Source organism: Alkaliphilus peptidifermentans DSM 18978 (genome assembly GCF_900101495.1).
Taxonomy (GTDB): Bacteria; Bacillota; Clostridia; order Peptostreptococcales; family Natronincolaceae; genus Alkaliphilus_C; species Alkaliphilus_C peptidifermentans.
This window is the reverse complement of record NZ_FMUS01000044.1, coordinates 1-16,739: the sequence shown is the minus strand read 5'-3', so window position 1 is coordinate 16,739 and position 16,739 is coordinate 1. Positions and strand designations below refer to the sequence as shown.

Annotated in this window: 19 protein-coding genes; 18 read left to right on the top strand and 1 reads right to left on the bottom strand. The window is 29.8% G+C overall.

The annotated features are described in order from the left end of the window. The 4 genes from BLP68_RS20385 to BLP68_RS22540 form a co-directional block, all read left to right on the top strand. A partial coding sequence (locus tag BLP68_RS20385; RefSeq protein ID WP_143003136.1) for an IS3 family transposase occupies window positions 1-283 on the top strand: 283 nt, incomplete at its 5' end. A gap of 94 nt (window positions 284-377) precedes the next feature. Then, a complete protein-coding gene (locus tag BLP68_RS20380) occupies window positions 378-1,034 on the top strand; it encodes a phospholipase D-like domain-containing protein (protein ID WP_091547526.1) in 657 nt (218 codons plus the stop codon). 550 nt (window positions 1,035-1,584) lie between these two features. Continuing rightward, window positions 1,585-1,827 carry a ParA family protein gene (locus BLP68_RS20375; RefSeq protein WP_456297609.1) on the top strand — a complete coding sequence of 81 codons (243 nt, stop codon included), beginning with the start codon at window positions 1,585-1,587 and terminating at the stop codon, window positions 1,825-1,827. 140 nt (window positions 1,828-1,967) lie between these two features. Continuing rightward, on the top strand, window positions 1,968-2,132 hold the full coding sequence (locus BLP68_RS22540) for a SymE family type I addiction module toxin (protein ID WP_091547528.1): 165 nt from the start codon (window positions 1,968-1,970) through the stop codon (window positions 2,130-2,132). A 267-nt stretch (window positions 2,133-2,399) separates the two neighbouring features. On the opposite strand, the gene BLP68_RS20365 is transcribed toward BLP68_RS22540, so the two are convergent. After that, window positions 2,400-3,350 (bottom strand): helix-turn-helix domain-containing protein, encoded by a 951-nt coding sequence (locus BLP68_RS20365; protein WP_091547525.1) that lies wholly within the window; start codon window positions 3,348-3,350, stop codon window positions 2,400-2,402. A gap of 94 nt (window positions 3,351-3,444) precedes the next feature. Here BLP68_RS20365 and BLP68_RS21910 point away from each other — a divergent pair, with 94 nt between their 5' ends. From BLP68_RS21910 to BLP68_RS20300, 14 genes are all read left to right on the top strand, one after another. Continuing rightward, the gene (locus BLP68_RS21910) at window positions 3,445-3,582 is read left to right on the top strand and encodes a hypothetical protein (protein ID WP_176759134.1); all 138 of its coding nucleotides are present in this window, start codon (window positions 3,445-3,447) and stop codon (window positions 3,580-3,582) included. A gap of 435 nt (window positions 3,583-4,017) precedes the next feature. Further along, entirely contained in the window at window positions 4,018-5,034 is a 1,017-nt protein-coding gene (locus tag BLP68_RS20360) for an ABC transporter ATP-binding protein (RefSeq protein WP_091547523.1), read from the top strand. Window positions 5,035-5,059: 25 nt separating this feature from the next. Then, entirely contained in the window at window positions 5,060-5,854 is a 795-nt protein-coding gene (locus BLP68_RS20355) for an ABC transporter permease (protein ID WP_091547521.1), read from the top strand. Window positions 5,855-5,856: 2 nt separating this feature from the next. Beyond that, window positions 5,857-6,657: an ABC transporter permease gene (locus BLP68_RS20350; RefSeq protein WP_091547520.1), complete on the top strand. Its 801-nt coding sequence runs from the start codon at window positions 5,857-5,859 to the stop codon at window positions 6,655-6,657. Between the two features lie 49 nt (window positions 6,658-6,706). Next, window positions 6,707-7,846 (top strand): nucleotidyltransferase domain-containing protein, encoded by a 1,140-nt coding sequence (locus tag BLP68_RS20345; RefSeq protein WP_091547518.1) that lies wholly within the window; start codon window positions 6,707-6,709, stop codon window positions 7,844-7,846. Next, window positions 7,846-9,159 carry a diaminopimelate decarboxylase gene (gene lysA / locus BLP68_RS20340; protein ID WP_091547516.1) on the top strand — a complete coding sequence of 438 codons (1,314 nt, stop codon included), beginning with the start codon at window positions 7,846-7,848 and terminating at the stop codon, window positions 9,157-9,159. The genes BLP68_RS20345 and lysA overlap by 1 nt, the downstream gene beginning before the upstream one ends. Further along, on the top strand, window positions 9,126-9,371 hold the full coding sequence (locus BLP68_RS20335) for a phosphopantetheine-binding protein (RefSeq protein WP_091547515.1): 246 nt from the start codon (window positions 9,126-9,128) through the stop codon (window positions 9,369-9,371). The genes lysA and BLP68_RS20335 overlap by 34 nt, the downstream gene beginning before the upstream one ends. Window position 9,372: 1 nt before the next feature. Continuing rightward, entirely contained in the window at window positions 9,373-10,710 is a 1,338-nt protein-coding gene (locus BLP68_RS20330) for an ATP-binding protein (protein WP_091547513.1), read from the top strand. Between the two features lie 26 nt (window positions 10,711-10,736). Continuing rightward, window positions 10,737-12,317, top strand: coding sequence for a BtrH N-terminal domain-containing protein (locus tag BLP68_RS20325; RefSeq protein ID WP_091547511.1), 1,581 nt, complete (start codon window positions 10,737-10,739; stop codon window positions 12,315-12,317). Between the two features lie 274 nt (window positions 12,318-12,591). Next, complete coding sequence (locus BLP68_RS20320; protein WP_091547509.1) at window positions 12,592-13,716, top strand: DegT/DnrJ/EryC1/StrS family aminotransferase; 1,125 nt, start codon at window positions 12,592-12,594, stop codon at window positions 13,714-13,716. Continuing rightward, window positions 13,688-14,728, top strand: coding sequence for a radical SAM protein (locus tag BLP68_RS20315; protein WP_091547507.1), 1,041 nt, complete (start codon window positions 13,688-13,690; stop codon window positions 14,726-14,728). Before BLP68_RS20320 ends, BLP68_RS20315 begins: the two co-directional genes overlap by 29 nt. After that, window positions 14,722-15,387, top strand: a complete 666-nt coding sequence (locus tag BLP68_RS20310) for a dTMP kinase (protein WP_091547506.1) — start codon at window positions 14,722-14,724, stop codon at window positions 15,385-15,387. The genes BLP68_RS20315 and BLP68_RS20310 overlap by 7 nt, the downstream gene beginning before the upstream one ends. 191 nt (window positions 15,388-15,578) lie before the next feature. After that, entirely contained in the window at window positions 15,579-16,199 is a 621-nt protein-coding gene (locus BLP68_RS20305) for a CYTH domain-containing protein (protein WP_091547504.1), read from the top strand. Window positions 16,200-16,489: 290 nt separating this feature from the next. Then, on the top strand, window positions 16,490-16,739 hold a 250-nt coding region (locus BLP68_RS20300; RefSeq protein ID WP_143003082.1), incomplete at its 3' end, for a transposase.

The window sequence follows — 16,739 nt, the reverse complement described above, 5'->3', positions numbered from 1 at the left end:
TAAAGAATTCAAGAACAAGATAATAGATGAAGTCCTAGATGCCTTTAAAATCAAACGTTCTCTGAGTATGAAGGGATGCCCCTATGATAATGCCGTAGCTGAAGCTACCTTTAAAATAATCAAGACTGAGTTTACAAATAACACCCACTTTGAGAATTTAGATGAGCTTCAGATGAATCTAGCTGATTACGTTAATTGGTTTAATAATTATAGAATACATTCAACATTAGGCTATTTAAGCCCAGTAGAATTTAGAGAGCATAACCTTATAAAAACTGTCTAATTTAGTGTTGACAATCCAACTTTTTATTGTAGGCAACTACTCTGTTTTAGAAAATTGTGAGAGTACGAACTATCTATATAAGGCAGGAGAGTTTGTGAAAGATCACGGAACTTTGTTTTCAATTTATGAGTCAGACTCACTTGATAAGTTGACCGATGCACAATATAATTCATTTCTTGAACTAATGAATCAGTTGAGTCCGAGAGTGAATACGAAATTTGAAAAGATCTTTAGGCCATATCTGAATGATGTAAACATTCTTGAAGACAAGTACCACTATCTATTGCTGATGAGTTTATTTGAGAATGCAGATTCAAGTGTGTCTGTGGTTTGTCCTTGGGTGACAAAATCTGTTATCAAAGACGAATTTATTGAGAATATCAAGAATTTTAAAGCGGCAAAGAAGGATTATAATATCGTGTTTGGATATAAGAATTCAAAAGATACATTGAACTCTGATGAAGAAATCAGATCAATCATTAAAAAGGATAATCAATTTGCATATGGTAAAAATCTTGAATTGGAAATGAAACAATTATTGCATCTAAAAGAAGTCATGGGCGAAAATCTAATATATAGACCACCACTTCATTCGAAAGCGCTTATTGTTGACAACGAATATTTACTTATAGGTTCTCATAACTGGCTTTCGAAGCAAGGGCAGAAAAAAGGTGATAGAGAGGAAATGACCGTTATCATTCAAGATGAAGGAATGATAGAATATATTCTTGAAAAGTATGGAATTGTTTAAAGGGAGACTGGCTTAAAGCATTAATTAATAACATAATTGAGTCAAACTGTGAAGTCTCAGAAGAGAAACTATGATGTATATTAGAAACCTTGCTATATGGTAAGGAAATTGAAATCTGCGAATGTAGTGTAGAAGAATCAGTTGCTACAGATGTTGTTAAATTGACCAAACTTACACATAAGTATATATTAACTCCATATTATGTTTAGAATGGTAATGATGTTCTGCTGAACATCATTACCACTAAGTTTATGTTTTCATAAGTTTGAAGTCGATGTCATCAACTCGAGTGAAAATTTCGGCGGATACGATGCTTTCAAAAATTATTGTGAAGTCATGATTTTCAACTGATTAAAATAAATGGATCTGTAAAGAATTTTGTGCATATTCAGCTAGACGTCATTTTAAGAAATCATGACAATGGTATTGATGTTTTGTTAGCAAGGGATTTTGAGACTTACAACTACGACTGAGGAGAACTACAATGACTAAGGAGTTAGTTTATAGAGCTAGCTCCTTTTTTGCACCTATAATCGAAAGGAGGAACAAATTGAACGCAAAAGTAATCGCCATTGCTAACCAAAAGGGTGGCGTAGGCAAAACAACCACCTGTGCCAATTTAGGCATAGGACTTGCACGGGAGGGCAAGAAAGTTTTGCTTGCAGACAGTGACCCTCAAGGCAGTCTGTCTATTAGTTTAGGGCACTCCCAACCAGATAGTAGTGAAAACAAAAAAGTCAATTTTTTGATTATCACAGTGTTAAAATTTTTGATCGACACTACTAAGAATTGACCGAAAGGGAACTAGAATTTAGAAATGATAGAGCTACAGAGTAAAAGGAAAAGTTTAGTTATTAGAATCTAAGAAAAATAATAGCTAATCATAATAATTGTACATTTTGAGATTATAAATTTTAATATTTTAGTACTGACATTTACAGTCAGTCAACCTATCCCTATATTGAAATATCTGCCATACCACTGCAAGGCAAGTGGCTTGGTAATTTAGGCTTTAGAATAGGTCAAAAGGTTATAGTGAAAGAAGATCAAGGGCTATTAACTATATCATTGATGGATCGGGAATATGAAGAAATATAAGTAACGAAAGAAACGTGAAGAGATTTGCCTTAATATGCCGGCCTCTTTTTAACTTTATACTTACTAAGAAGATGACAGTACCTGAAGGTGAGAAGATTGTAGCAACTGTTTTGAGGATGGGATATAAGCCACATGAGAAATTGAATAGAGGTAGTTGATGAGAGCTAGTAGAGCGATATTAATTATGACTAGATCATAACTATAATTTATATATGAAAATAAACATTTCTGATTTGATAAAAGTAAAAGAATGAAGTTGTAATGAAGCTATAATGAACCGATGGATAAGGATATGCCATAAGATTTATGCGTAATCTCAACATACTTTTCTGCAAGAATTTCATTCTTCTCAATATGTAAAAGATGTATAGATTGTTGAAGGCTTACTAAATAATTAGGCTTATTCAAGAAGTATTCTGCAATGCCTTTTCGGTAAAGAAGAGGAGCTAAACCATATAAGATGTATTCTTTATTACAAAAGTCAACGCCTTTATTTGAGTACTCAAGGGCTTTATTGTAATTACATAATTCATGGTAGTTATAGGCTAGATTAAAGTAGATTTTAATAATTAGGAGCTTTTCATTCAAAGTGGATTTTGAGTCTAGACTGGACTGTTTCAAAGAATAGGTCAACATTTCATTAGCAATAATGAACTCATATTTGCTAGAGAGTGCTAAGGCTATTAGCAATAAAATTCTTAATTCAAAAACTGTATATTTGAACTGATGATAATTATTAATTTTAAATAAAGGGTTACTCAGTTGCATTGCATCAACGAAGTCATTCAAACTGTCTTGGGGAGTAGTAGAATTATATTTACTAATTCCAGATAGTATTTTTTCAAGTTGGTCTTTAACATAAAAATTTATAGGTGCATCAATTTGACAACTTTTTGTGAAAATAAAGTAATCTTGCTGCAAGTTTTGTAAGGTATCAAGACGGTAATTAATTATCAAATCCTCTAATCGTGTATAATAAGCTAATAATTTACCAGAATTGCTGTAAGTTTTTAAGTCTTCTAGCAAGTCTTTTTTGTATGCCATTGATAATAGTATTAATGTATCATACCTTAATAAAACTGTGCCTTGTTCAATCCTCCTTAAAGAGTCACAAGTAATACCAGTAATTTTTTCAACATCCTTTTGTGTAAAACCTAAAGACTTTCTCATTATTTTCAGATGTTTCCCAAAATCATTAAGATTAAAAGATTCAAACAATTTTGTCAACTCCTAAAATACGATATTTGTTCTGGTTACAATTATATCTAAATTATACTATAATATCCATAAATATGTAAGGGGAGTGGATAAATTGAAAAAGAGAATAGTTGTGATATTGCTAATTACATTATGCGTAATAAGTGTGATTCTAAATAGCCCATCCAGTTTTGCTGCAGGAGCAGATATACCGAGGATTTATAGTGATAATGACAATGTAGGTGAGTATTAAGCGACGTTAATAAAAGGTTTTATTTTCTTTTGTGGATATACAATGTTGCGACAAATACAAGGCTAACCTTTATTTAAAAAACAAAAACGCCCATATCTTGATAGATATTCTTCTTGAGTCATGATGAGGATCCCCCTTTTTAGAAGAATTATCTCATGATTACTGATTAATTTAAATATGGGCTAGAGTTTACGCTATTTTTTATATAAAAGCTATTATGATGCTAACGAGATGAGCATAATTAATACTTTCAGATAATAAAATTTTCGTGTATTTTGGGTGGTACTTAAATATTTCGACAAATGCGAAGCGAAATCTTTTTTGATAATAGAAAAATTTTACAGAGTGATAAGAAAATTTATGTTTTGAAACAAAGTGACTCAAAGCTTTTTAAGTTATGATGAACGCTAATGCTACTTTTAAAGAGGTGATTAAATGGCAGCAATTATTGTAAAGCATTTATCTAAGGAGTTTAAAATACAAGAACGACTTCCAGGCTTAAAGGGATGTATTCAAGGGTTAGTCAATAGAAAATATATTACTAAGACAGCTGTGGATGATATTTCTTTTGAAATTGATAAGGGTGAAATAGTAGGTTATATTGGACCAAACGGTGCTGGAAAATCAACAACCATTAAGATGTTATCGGGGATACTAGTACCTTCAAAGGGAGTAATAAAGGTTAATGGAATTATTCCTCATAAAAATAGAATTGAAAATACTAAGAAAATAGGGGTTGTATTTGGACAGCGAACACAATTATGGTGGGATATTCCTATAATAGAATCTTATCAGCTTATGAAACATATGTACAAGATCCCTAATAATCAATATGAAGAAAATATTAACTTTTTTTCCAACATTCTAGGGCTAGGTGATTTTTTTAAAGTACCAGTTAGACAATTGAGTTTAGGTCAGAGGATGAGAGCAGATTTATGTGCTGCATTGCTACATAATCCGGATATTTTATATTTAGACGAACCTACAATTGGACTGGACGTGGTGGTGAAAGACAATATCAGAAAATTTATAAAAGAAATTAATCTAATTAAGAAGACTACAATAATACTCACTACTCATGACATGGCAGATATTGAAAAACTATGCTCACGTGTCATGGTAATTGACAGAGGTAAATTAATGTATGATGGAAACCTTCAAATACTAAAAAACAGATATGGCACCATTGAAAGCATATCAGCCGTTGTTCTAAGTCCAAATGTTGATATTAATAAATTATATCTACCTGGAGTAATTGAAGTTAAATATAATAACCAAAGTATTAATATTAAATACGATAAGACAACTTTAGATTCAGTTGAAATAATAAAAAAACTTATGGATAATGGTAAAATTAAAGACTTAGTGATTGAAGGAGTAGAAATTGATGAAGTTATTAGAGCAATGTATAAAGAGCAGTCTACTCATAAAGAAGTTAAATTAGGAGTCTAGATTAATGTAATGGGGGACTAAATCTATGAGTTTATATATGAGATTTTTGTTGAACGCTTTTCTCTCTAAAGTAGCTTATAAATTCGATGCATATTTAGGTGTTATTAGTCAGTGTGTTTTTCTATTTATTCATATTTCTATTTGGAAAGCATTATATATAAGTGCTGAAATCGTTGATGTTTCATCAATTGATTTAAAAACTATGATAACATATAGTGTTATAAGTGCAGGTATTTCTCTGTTTATCAATAATTCAGTAATTGGTATAATGGATCAAAAAATAAGAACAGGAGAAATAGCCATTGATTTATTAAGACCGATGAATTTAAAGACGACTTTATTTTACAGGAAAATGGGAGATACATGCTTTGTTATGATTTTTCAATTTCTACCTGTTGTAATGATATTTTCATTTATTCTTAGGATTAACTATCCATCAATTGAGTTTCTATTATACTTTTTTATTACGTTAATAAATGGGATGATTATCTATTTTCTTATTACGTATATTATAGGGCTTATTGGGTTTTGGTATTTATCAGTATGGCATTTGAGTAGGTTATTACAAGATTTAGTTAGGCTTTTGTCAGGCTCCTTTATACCATTATGGTTCTTTCCAGATATACTGAGTACAATTTCTTTATATTTACCCTTTAGGTTTATATACTTTGTTCCTATCTCTATTTTTCTAGGTAAAGTTGACGTTTTGGAAATATATATTATGATTGCGCTACAGATAATGTGGATATTGATACTTACTATTATAGAAAAAGTACTATGGTTTAAAGGGATAGAAAAACTTGTTATACAAGGAGGTTAAGGATGAAAGACTTATTGCTTTATAAAGAGTTTATAAAAATTTACCTTAAGAGTAAGTTAGAATATAGATTTTCTTTTTTTATGGATTTGTTTATTCAAATATTTACTTATACCATCAATTATATATCTATTTGGATAATATTAAGTAGATTTAATAACATCTTTGGCTGGACATTTTATGAAATAATGCTTTTATATAATTTAAACTTATTCACCTATGGAATTAGTGGATTATTTATTTGGGGACCGATGAGACAGCTTGAAGAAATGGTAGTTACAGGTTCTTTTGATAGCATATTATCAAAGCCTATGAATCCCTTTGTACATATAATTTTTAGACAATTTCAACATGCTTTTATAGGACATGTAATTTTAGGCATTATTATTTTCATAATATCATTCAATAAATTGAACATAGAGTTTTCAATACTTTCTATGATCTTATTTACAACCGTTATAATTGGTGGAGTGCTTATACACTCTTCAATTATGATTTTTACTGGAAGTATCTGTTTTTGGGTTGGAAAATCAAACTCTTTAGTTGATACAACGGTTTATGGATTAAGATTTTTTCTTGATTATCCTATTTCCATATATCATAGATGGGTGCAAATTTTTTTAACATTCATTGTTCCCTATGGATTCGTAAACTATTACCCTGCCCATGTTTTTTTAAATAAAGGAGATGTAGTATTCAATGAGTATTTAAAGTATGGTACTCCAATAGTAGGTGTTATTGTATTTGCCTTTTCATATTTAATATGGAACGTGGGAATAAACAAATATTCAAGTGCAGGCTCTTAAAAGTCATTATGTACTGTAAATATCGAAAAATTGAAAGGATGAAAATTAAATGACTCATAAAGAATTAACAAATGAACAATATTTAATTTTACTAGTAAGTAGGTTAACTTATTCAGATAATGATGAAGACGAACTGAAAAGAATTGTTAGAGAAAAATTAGATTGGGATAGTATTTTATTAATGGCTAAAAAGCATAAGATAATGCCCTTGTTATGGTATAATCTAACAACTAAAGGACTCAAAGAGGCGATTCCATATCAACTTGAAAGACTATTTAAATTTTATTATTTAGGCACAGTTGAAAGAAATAAGATTTACTTAGAAGAATTATCTAAAATAAGAGAAGCATTTAAAGCAAATGGATTAGTATGTTCACCTTTAAAAGGAGGCTATCTAATTGAAAACATGTATAAAGACTTAGGGATACGAACTATAAATGATATAGACATAATGATTGAAAGTGTCAATAGATTAAAGGTAATAGAGGTTATGAGATCAATTGGTTATGAGCAGGGAGATTACGACTATATTAATCATATAATTAAACCAATTAATCGAGAAAAACAAATATTTTGGAAGATGAACATGAATAACTTGTATCCTTTTAAGAAATTACATAACTCTGAATATTGCAAAATGACTGAAATAGATTTTAGTTTTTCACTAGATTTTGATTTAAACTCTGATCCAATCACAATGATGTTACAAAGAAAAATAGAAGATAATAGTGATGATATTACTGCAGTTCTAAAACCAGAGGATTTCTTTATTCATCTATGTTGTCACCTATATAAAGAAGCAACCAATGTAATGTGGGTAAAATTAGAAAGTGATTTAAATTTAATTAAATTCTGTGATGTAAGAGAGTTTGCATTACAAAAAATGGAAGACAAGTCTCTTGAACGAGCTATTGAATTTGCTAAAAATTATAAAATGGAAGAAGCTATTTATTATACTCTTTACTATTTAAGAAAATTATATAATGATGGCTATGAAACAAATGTAATCAGTAAGATGGATATTTCACATAAGGTATTGGACTCTTTTGGAGAAAATGATTACGGTACGAGTCATAAATGGAATAAAACTTTTTTACAACGATTATTTGCTCTTAATAACTTAGATGAACTCTCAAAAGAACCAAACTATATGAAAGTTAAAGATTCAGATAATAAGGTGAATATGTAATGGAATGGGATAAAAATTTGTTTAAAAAATTCGTTGATAAATATGGAACACCACTTTATGCATATAATACTGAAATTATAAGTACACAAATATATGCCCTAAGAAGTTTCTTACCGAGTTGCTTTAATATATTTTATTCTATGAAGGCCAATCCTAGTTTAGGTATTGTTTCTTATATAGGAGATAAAGTTGAGGGAATAGAAGTAGCTTCTGAGGGTGAATTGTTTATTGCTTTAAGGGCTGGGATAAGTCCTGAAAGAATTATATTTGTAGGACCTGGAAAAACCTATTATGAATTATTGTATGCTATCAAGAATAGCATCCTAGCTATTGTTGTTGAATCTTTGCAAGAAGCTAACATAATTAATGAAATCTCAAAGCAATTAAATAAGATAACTAAAGTTATTATACGAATTAATCCTAAGAAAGAGTTGTCGGGTGCAAGAATAAAAATGGGGGGAATGTCTAAGCAATTCGGAATAGATGAAGAAGAATTAGTAAATATCATTCCTTCAATGCTGCAATTGAAAAATGTAGGTATCGAAGGAATTCATGTATACATGGGCACACAAATACTTGAACCATCTTTACATATTCAGAGTTTCGACAACATTTTAGCTACAGCACACAACCTACAAGTAAATTACGGTATAAAATTAAAGGTAATAGATTTTGGAGGAGGCTTTGGAGTTCCTTACTTTAATGGTGAACATAAACTTGATTTAGTTGAAATAAGAAATGGGTTACAAACAATTTTTCAAACCTATGAGGAAAAAATGGATTTTTCAGAAATCAAGTTAATAGTTGAAAGTGGAAGATTTATAGTTGCCGAATCAGGCTGCTTCCTCACAAGAATTTTATACAGAAAAAAGTCTAGGGACAAAATCTTTCTTATAACGGATGGAGGATCAAATAATCATTCAACAGCAGCAGGAATAGGTAGATTTGCTAGACAAAATTTCCCCATAGATATAATAAATCAGTTAAGTAGTGATTATATAGAAAAAGTAGATATTGTAGGACCACTATGTACACCAACAGATGTACTTGTACAAAATGTAGAAATTCCAGTTACGCAAGAAGGGGATGTTATAATCATTTTAAAATCAGGTGCTTATGGATTTTCTGCTAGTTCATTAAATTTTCTAAGTCATCCATGGCCTACAGAGATTATGTTTGATAAAAACAATGAATACTTAATTAGACAAAGGCAAACAAAAGAGGAGTTAATAAGTGGACAACTGTTACCTTTTAGTAAAAATAAGGAGGAAAAAACAATATGGAACAACTCAAGTCAAAAATTAAAAATCTAATTGTTGAGGTTATAGACGATTTATCTATTAATATTGATGAGATTACAGATGAAACTGACTTGTTTCAAGTTGGTATGGACTCATTATCTTCTGTAAAACTTATAATAGCAATAGAAACTGAATTTAATTTTGAGTTTTATGATGAAGACTTAACCGTTGAAACCCTAAGAAATGTTGAAAGTATTAGCCAGTATGTAAGTGGACGAATATAATATGGAAATAACATCATTTAAAGAAATAATAAGTGCTACTACTAATAGTACAAAAAAAATCAAGTGTATATGGTGGGTTAATATAGGTGTTGATGAAGTATGGAAAAACAACACTCAGAATTTATTACCTCAATTGACAAACATAAAAAATAAGAGTGTAGTAAATAGAACAGAACTTATATCACTTTTACTAGCAGATTCTCAAGATATCGTTATCTTAAGAGAGCCAATACCTAAAGAGATTTCTAATCACTATAAGTTGTTAGGATTCAAAATGCCGGAAATCTTGTTAGTAAGTAGTCATGATGAAGATCCTGATTTAACAGTATCAGATTTGATTTTAGAAAATAGTCTAATACTTAATAGTATTCGTCAGTTAACATTACAATATGAAGTCTTGCTAATACCATATGCTGTTACATGTAAAGAAGAAGAAATTGCAAGATTAACTGGGTGTAAGTTAATAGGAGCTACAGCCAATCTCACAGCTTGGGTGAATAGTAAAGTAAATGCGCGATTAATAGCTAAAGAAATAAATGCTAATTATACAGAAGGTTACATTTGCGAAAATATTATTCAAGTGAAAGAAGCAATATTTAAATTAACTAGAGCAAATTGTAATAATAGAATTGTTGTGAAAGACGCATATGGTGCTTCTGGTAAAGGTCTTTTTATTATTGAATCTCAGTCAGCTTTGGACTATTTTTTAGCAATGCTAGATAGAAAGAGTAATGAAAATAAAAAAATTGAGGTTATCGTCGAGAAATGGTACGAGAAATATTTAGATATTAACTATCAAGTTTTTATTGGAGATGATGGAACTATTACATACTTATCACCTAAGATACAATTAATGAATAATAGTATTTATATTGGTAGTGAATATCCTATAGAAAACATGTTAGATGATAAACAAAAACTCCTTTACGAGGAAACTGCTCATAAAATAGGTAAATATTTATATAAGAAAGGCTATAGAGGGCTTGCGAGTATAGATTCCATTATTGCTAGTGATGGAACCATTTATCCTATTATAGAGATAAATGGACGGTTTTCTTTATCAACTTATATTAGCTTTGTACCAGTAAAATTAGGTTTAGATAATTATTATAGAACTAAATACTTCAATGTAGACAAAGACATTACTTTGTCAAGCTTAATGGAAGAACTTATAGAGAAGGAGCTTATTTATCTTAAAGAAAAAGGAGAGGGTGTAATTGTGTACTCTTTTTGTGAGGGTAAACAAAGCGGATCAGGTAGAGTTTTTATTATGATGGTAGCAAAGTGTAGGGAACAATTATCATATATACAAAATATGGTAGATAATATATTTGACTAATAGTGTGTGATAAGGGGTGTTAAAAAATGAAGTTAGATATTAAGTTTATAAGCGATGATGCTTATAATTGTATAGAAATGATTTTTGCATCACTTGCCCTATATTGGAAGAAAAACTTTGAGCTAATAGGTGCAGAATCTTGGGGATTTACATATAAGTCTAGCGATGTCAGCCTCGAAATTCCATTTGGAGAAAAAATTGATTGTGCAATTAACTATAAAAATGATTATCTAGAAAAATATCATGGTATACAAGTAACTTTTCGAGAAGCTAATAATTACATAGATATTGTAGAGGCGATTAAAGAAAAATTAAAGGATGATACACCAGTATGTATTTATATAGATACTTATTGGTGTCCATGGTTCGTAGGGTATTATAAAAAAATTCATTCTGCTCACTACTGCTTGGTAACAGGGATTGATGAAAGCAATAATTTGTTTTGCAAAGATGCTTTAGCAAAGGACGGAGAATGGTTGTCATTAGATCATTTTTCTAAAGGATTCAAAGAATATATAGATTTTAGAAATTTGGAAAATTACACTAAGTGTTATTGGAAAGAGATTGTAAGAGATGCTACGCTTAGGTTAAAAGACAAGCATAAATCATTGAATGTATTTGACGAAATGAGATTATTTGCTAAGGACTTAAGAGAAAATCTACATTTATCTAAAGAGGTAAGAGGATATGAAGATAGGCCATTTCAAGCAAAAATCTACAAAAAACTTTTCAATATTTCAAGAGGTCGTAAAGTTTTCAGTAAAGCATTATTATATGTTAGTGACGAGTATAGGGTAAGTGAATTAAAAGTATTGGCAGACCTTATAAATAAAGCTGGGAATAAATGGAGCGGAATATTTGGAATGTTATGTAAATCATATTATATTAAAGATAATAAAGACTTAATTAATCGAATAGTGGAAAAAATTAAAGATGTTGCTGATGAAGAGGAAATTATAGCAGACACAATTATTGAATTGTGTATGAATGAATCTTTTAATATTAGCTACTATGATATAGAAAACGTGATGGATACCAGTATACAGTTATCAGAATTTAAGTATATTAATCTAAGCGAGTATATGAACAATATAGGATTTTCGGATGGTACATTAGATAATTGTAAAGCTGAAATATCATCTGAAGGTAGATTCTTTCTTATAAATGGGTTACCAATTAATAACTTATGGATGATTGATAATATGAAATTTATGTTTCCAAATACAGGAAATAATAAACTGGATAACATTTCATGTATGGGACAGAATATTAAACTTGACATATGTAATTATCGTTATGTTATGGTATTAGGTTGTGCTGAGCTTGGAAATCATTCAGAAAAAATGTTAGTAGAGTTCGAAGATGGTTATAAAGAAGAAATACCTCTTGAATTTACTTCCTGGCTTTCGTGTAATAGAAGTTTCAATGAAGTTGTAGCATGGGAAGGAAAAGGTGCTGTACGCACAAATACGGGAATTAAAACCTATCCCTTCTCAGTATATCTTTATGCTAAAGGCTACCAGTTAAAGAATAACAGCAAAATCTACAATATTCAACTGCCCTTATGCCCTAACATACATGTTTTTGCTATTACACTTGGAAGATAAACAATAGATCATAATCAGTTTTTAGATTGAAATAGTACTAATAACAACAAAATCCAGTTTGAATAATAATCATTATTTAGAAAATAGTTTCTTACTGTAATTAGAGATGAGCATAATTAATTCTTCCTGATAATAAACAAAAAAGCAGAAGACACAAATATTAATTTTCAGATATATGGTGCATAGAAACAATTTTAAGACCTAATAAGAAGCTCAGCTTCCAAAGCGTTTAAAGTTATGATGAACGCTAACTATAAATTAAAGAGGTGTAATAATGAAGATAAATGATAAATTTCTCTATAGAAATAAAGATGATGATTTTGCATTAAAAAAAGCATTGGATAATTTACAATTATCTGGTACAAGTAGTATTATTGAAGAATATGAAGAGAAATTAAGAGACTTTTTTGGAAGTAAATATGCTGTTGCAGTATCTTCAGGAACGAGTGCAATTCATTGTGCACTATATGCGCTTGGAATTAGAGAAGGTGATGAAGTATTGATACCACCTACTGCACCAATAATGACTGCTATACCAGTTTTACAGCAAAAGGCAATCCCGATATTTGTCGATACTAACAAAGACAATTTTGGATTTGACATACAGGCCTTAAAGAAAAGTATAACTAAAAAAGCAAAAGCAATTATCTGTGTTCCTATGTGGGGATATCCTTTTGACTATGACGAATTATTAGATGTTTGTGAAAGCTATAATATTTCATTGATTGAAGACACTGCACAAGCACATTGTACTACTTATAATAATAAAAATTTAGGAACTATAGGGAACATTGGATGTTTTAGCACACATGATAGAAAAATTCTTCCTACTGGTGAAGGTGGATTTATATTAACTAATGATAAAAACCAATATGAAAGCATAAAATCTTTTATTCAGTTTGGTTATATGACAGGTAATATTTTTGGAACTAATTACAAACTATCAACATTACAAGCAACTTTAGGTATGTCAAGAATAAAAAAAATAGATTGGCAGTTAGATGTTCGCATGAAGAATGCAAAATTAATTCTAGACAATCTAACAAATAAAAATATCAAAGAAATTGTTTATCCTAAAAATAGTAATCCCAATTATTATAGCTTAGTCTTACAAGTCAATAAATCTTATAATAAGGTTAAGAATCTAAACGAAGATATGGTAAAAAATGGAATACCAACGGATATTGTTAGATATAATTATCAACCGATGTATAAATATCCGCTTTTTAAGCAGTTTGAAAAAGAATGTCTAAATGCAGAGCATTTATCAAAGACAATAATAACAATCCCGGTTCATCCAAACATCAATGATAATAATATTGATTATATTGTAGATTACTTAAATAAAATAGATTTTAAGGGGGAGAACATTGGAGCACACAGTAGTAAAGTCATGTAGCTTTGGAATACCTAAGGAAGGTATAAAAGTCGTATGGGAAATTACGAATAAATGTCAGATGAATTGCATTCACTGTTGTAATGAGCATAGAAGAACTGGTGAAGACATTTCGTTAGAAGATGCTATAAAAAAGGTTGGTGAGTTAAGTAAAAAAAATGTTAGTAAGATAATTTTTACTGGAGGGGATCCACTCCTTTATAAAGATATTTTTGATTTAATAGAGTATGTAAATAAATTTAATATAAAAGTTTGTATAAGTACCAATGGTATGCTTCTTGATGATTATTACAATGAAATCATTACAGTGAGTCCTGAAAAAATCATCATAGGTCTAGATGGATTATCTGAAAGTACTCATGATAAGTTTCGTGGGTGTGAAGATGCGTTCACAAAAGTTATAAAAGGGGTAGAGAACCTCATACCACATAAGTCTATTAAGATTGAGTTGCACAGTATTGTGAGCAAAATGAATATACATGAAATAGAACAGATAATCGAATTTTCTAAAACAAAGGATATTAAATTAAACCTTGCAAACTTATTAGAGATAGAAAATAAACCACTAATTAAAGATTATATATTAACTAATGAAGATTATAATCTATATTTAGATGAGATTAATAGTGAAAAGCATGAACATGTTAGACATATTAGAAAGAAAAAGGGTTTACTAGAGAAATGTTTCGCAGGAAGTAAAATAATAGGAATAAGAGCGGATGGAATTTATACACCATGTATATGGTTATCAAATTATACTCAAGAGTTCGATACAGATTGCTTAGAAAGTTTATTTAACACCTCAAAGCTTTTTAAGGAGTTTGACAACTCATTTTGTAATCATTGTACTGTAGAAGGATGTGGTAAGGGATGTCTGGCAGCTATATTGAGTAGTGAGAAGAGAGTTGATCCTTTGTGTGTAATAAGTGAGAATTTTGATCCAATTGGTAGATATTGCTTCAATATTACATTAATAAATTTATTATATTTTAGGGAGGTTGTTGTTCTATGTTAGGAAAGTTTATTTGTCTAGAGGGAATTGATGCCAGTGGTAAAACATCGGTTTCTGATGAGATTATAGAACTCTTAAATGAACGTAAAATTAAAGCAATTCAGTTATATAAGAAGCAAACAGATTATCCTTCTAAATACCTTACATATTTCATGTCGAGTTTTAAGGAGTTGTTATGGGAGGCAAAAAATGATTATCCAGTAAGGGAAATTACTGATAATGGGTGGCTATTTCTACATGCTGCTTGGTATACGATTATGGCAGAGAATCTTATATTACCCAATCTAAAAAACTATGAAATAGTCTTAATTGATAGTTGGTATTATAAGATTTTAGCAAGATTTTTAGCTAAACAGCAATTTGATTATGAACTTGTAAATAGAGTTTTTTTTCATTTGCCAAAAGGGAATCATATATTTATGTTAGATGCTTCTCCTGAAATTTGTTGGGAAAGGCGCAAAGATTTCAAACCTGCTGAATTAGGTGAGAATGAGAAATTTGAAGGCTCGTCTTATTCAAGATTCATATCTTATCAGAACCAAGTCAGAGAGCAATATTTAAATTTATCCCATAATAAAAATTGGCATGTTATAAATACTGAATCAAAAACTATAAAACAGGTTAGTCATAATATTGTTGACACATTAGAAAAGCTTTTATAATACTTATCACTATAGTCCAACTAACTGGGTTTAGTTACCTTATGGGTCATTAAAAATGTTTATATGCAAATAATACATGTTATTTCTACGGTGTAGCTGTTTTTATAATGCACAACAGCCTTAACTATGTTTTAGCATAGAACACTACAGTTTAGTAGGTGTTTTAAACAAACGAAGGGAATGGTTTAAAAATGGATAATACTGAAGTGGAATACAAAGTAATGTTAGATGAAGCTAACTATAAAATCATCTTGTTATTGTCTCAGCAATATGATTTTAAAAATGTAACTCAGACAAATTACTATTTTGACACAACTGATTTTTTGCTATCAAGAAATAAAACCACATTACGTATTAGGGAGATTAAAAACACTTACAAAGCAACACTAAAAATTAAAGATGTTGAAAAAACAGATAATAATATAACAGTATCAAATGAGTATGATTACTGTATAGAAAAAAATGTTTTTAATAGTATTATTAATAATGAGAAAAACATATTAGAAATTGTAACAGACTTAAATTCAGTTCTAGATGGTCGTGTAAAAAATAGTGACAGTTTGAAATATATAGGAAAATTGACAACTGAAAGAATTATATTTAAACCGATGGATGATATGAAGCCAGCTGAATTGGATAAGAATATATATTGTGGTTTTATAGATTATGAGCTGGAATGGGAATTAAATAATTATAGGGAAATACCCATAATTGAACAATGGTTAAAAAACATAAATGTACCCTATTATGATTGCATTCACTCTAAATACGGTAGATTTATTAAGAAGCTAATAGCTGATAAAAATCTGTAAGCACTAAAGTATCTCCACCTATCTGCTAGTAAAGCACTAGATTTTTGTACAAAGACATTCAAACCAAATCCAAACTAGAACTAGAAGATGAATGATACCGGATTGACCCCCTTATTTTGACAAAAACTCACTAATGCTTAATATATCTTAGAATTTTATGTTTAATCTTTTTCACCTTGGTTTCATTCTACAGAAATACTTATTCATCAAGGATAAAGGTAGAGTGTATTAGATTTGCTGGACACGTATAAAGGTTGCTATAATAAACCTAGAAAGGACGTGTTACAGCTATGAGTAATAAAAATAAATTCACTGAAGATTATAAGAAAGAAATAGTAAAGCTTGTTACAGAATTAGGCAAAAAACCAACTGATGTAGCCAAAGATATTGGCGTTACCCCTACAAGTATTAGAAGATGGGTAAAACAGTATAGCCTTCATGGAGAAGATGCCTTCCCAGGGAAAGGTAAACTTCGACCAGCAGATGCAGAGCAAAAAAGACTAGAGAAAGAAAATAAGGATCTCAAGGAGGAAATTGCCA

Coding starts and splice junctions, on each gene's coding strand:
- BLP68_RS20345 (WP_091547518.1), top strand. CDS start 6,707: ATGACTCATAAAGAATTAACAAATGAACAATATTTAATTTTACTAGTA.
- BLP68_RS20325 (WP_091547511.1), top strand. CDS start 10,737: ATGAAGTTAGATATTAAGTTTATAAGCGATGATGCTTATAATTGTATA.
- BLP68_RS20355 (WP_091547521.1), top strand. CDS start 5,060: ATGAGTTTATATATGAGATTTTTGTTGAACGCTTTTCTCTCTAAAGTA.
- BLP68_RS20360 (WP_091547523.1), top strand. CDS start 4,018: ATGGCAGCAATTATTGTAAAGCATTTATCTAAGGAGTTTAAAATACAA.
- BLP68_RS20350 (WP_091547520.1), top strand. CDS start 5,857: ATGAAAGACTTATTGCTTTATAAAGAGTTTATAAAAATTTACCTTAAG.
- BLP68_RS20305 (WP_091547504.1), top strand. CDS start 15,579: ATGGATAATACTGAAGTGGAATACAAAGTAATGTTAGATGAAGCTAAC.
- BLP68_RS20320 (WP_091547509.1), top strand. CDS start 12,592: ATGAAGATAAATGATAAATTTCTCTATAGAAATAAAGATGATGATTTT.
- lysA (WP_091547516.1), top strand. CDS start 7,846: ATGGAATGGGATAAAAATTTGTTTAAAAAATTCGTTGATAAATATGGA.
- BLP68_RS20330 (WP_091547513.1), top strand. CDS start 9,373: ATGGAAATAACATCATTTAAAGAAATAATAAGTGCTACTACTAATAGT.
- BLP68_RS20335 (WP_091547515.1), top strand. CDS start 9,126: ATGGAACAACTCAAGTCAAAAATTAAAAATCTAATTGTTGAGGTTATA.
- BLP68_RS20310 (WP_091547506.1), top strand. CDS start 14,722: ATGTTAGGAAAGTTTATTTGTCTAGAGGGAATTGATGCCAGTGGTAAA.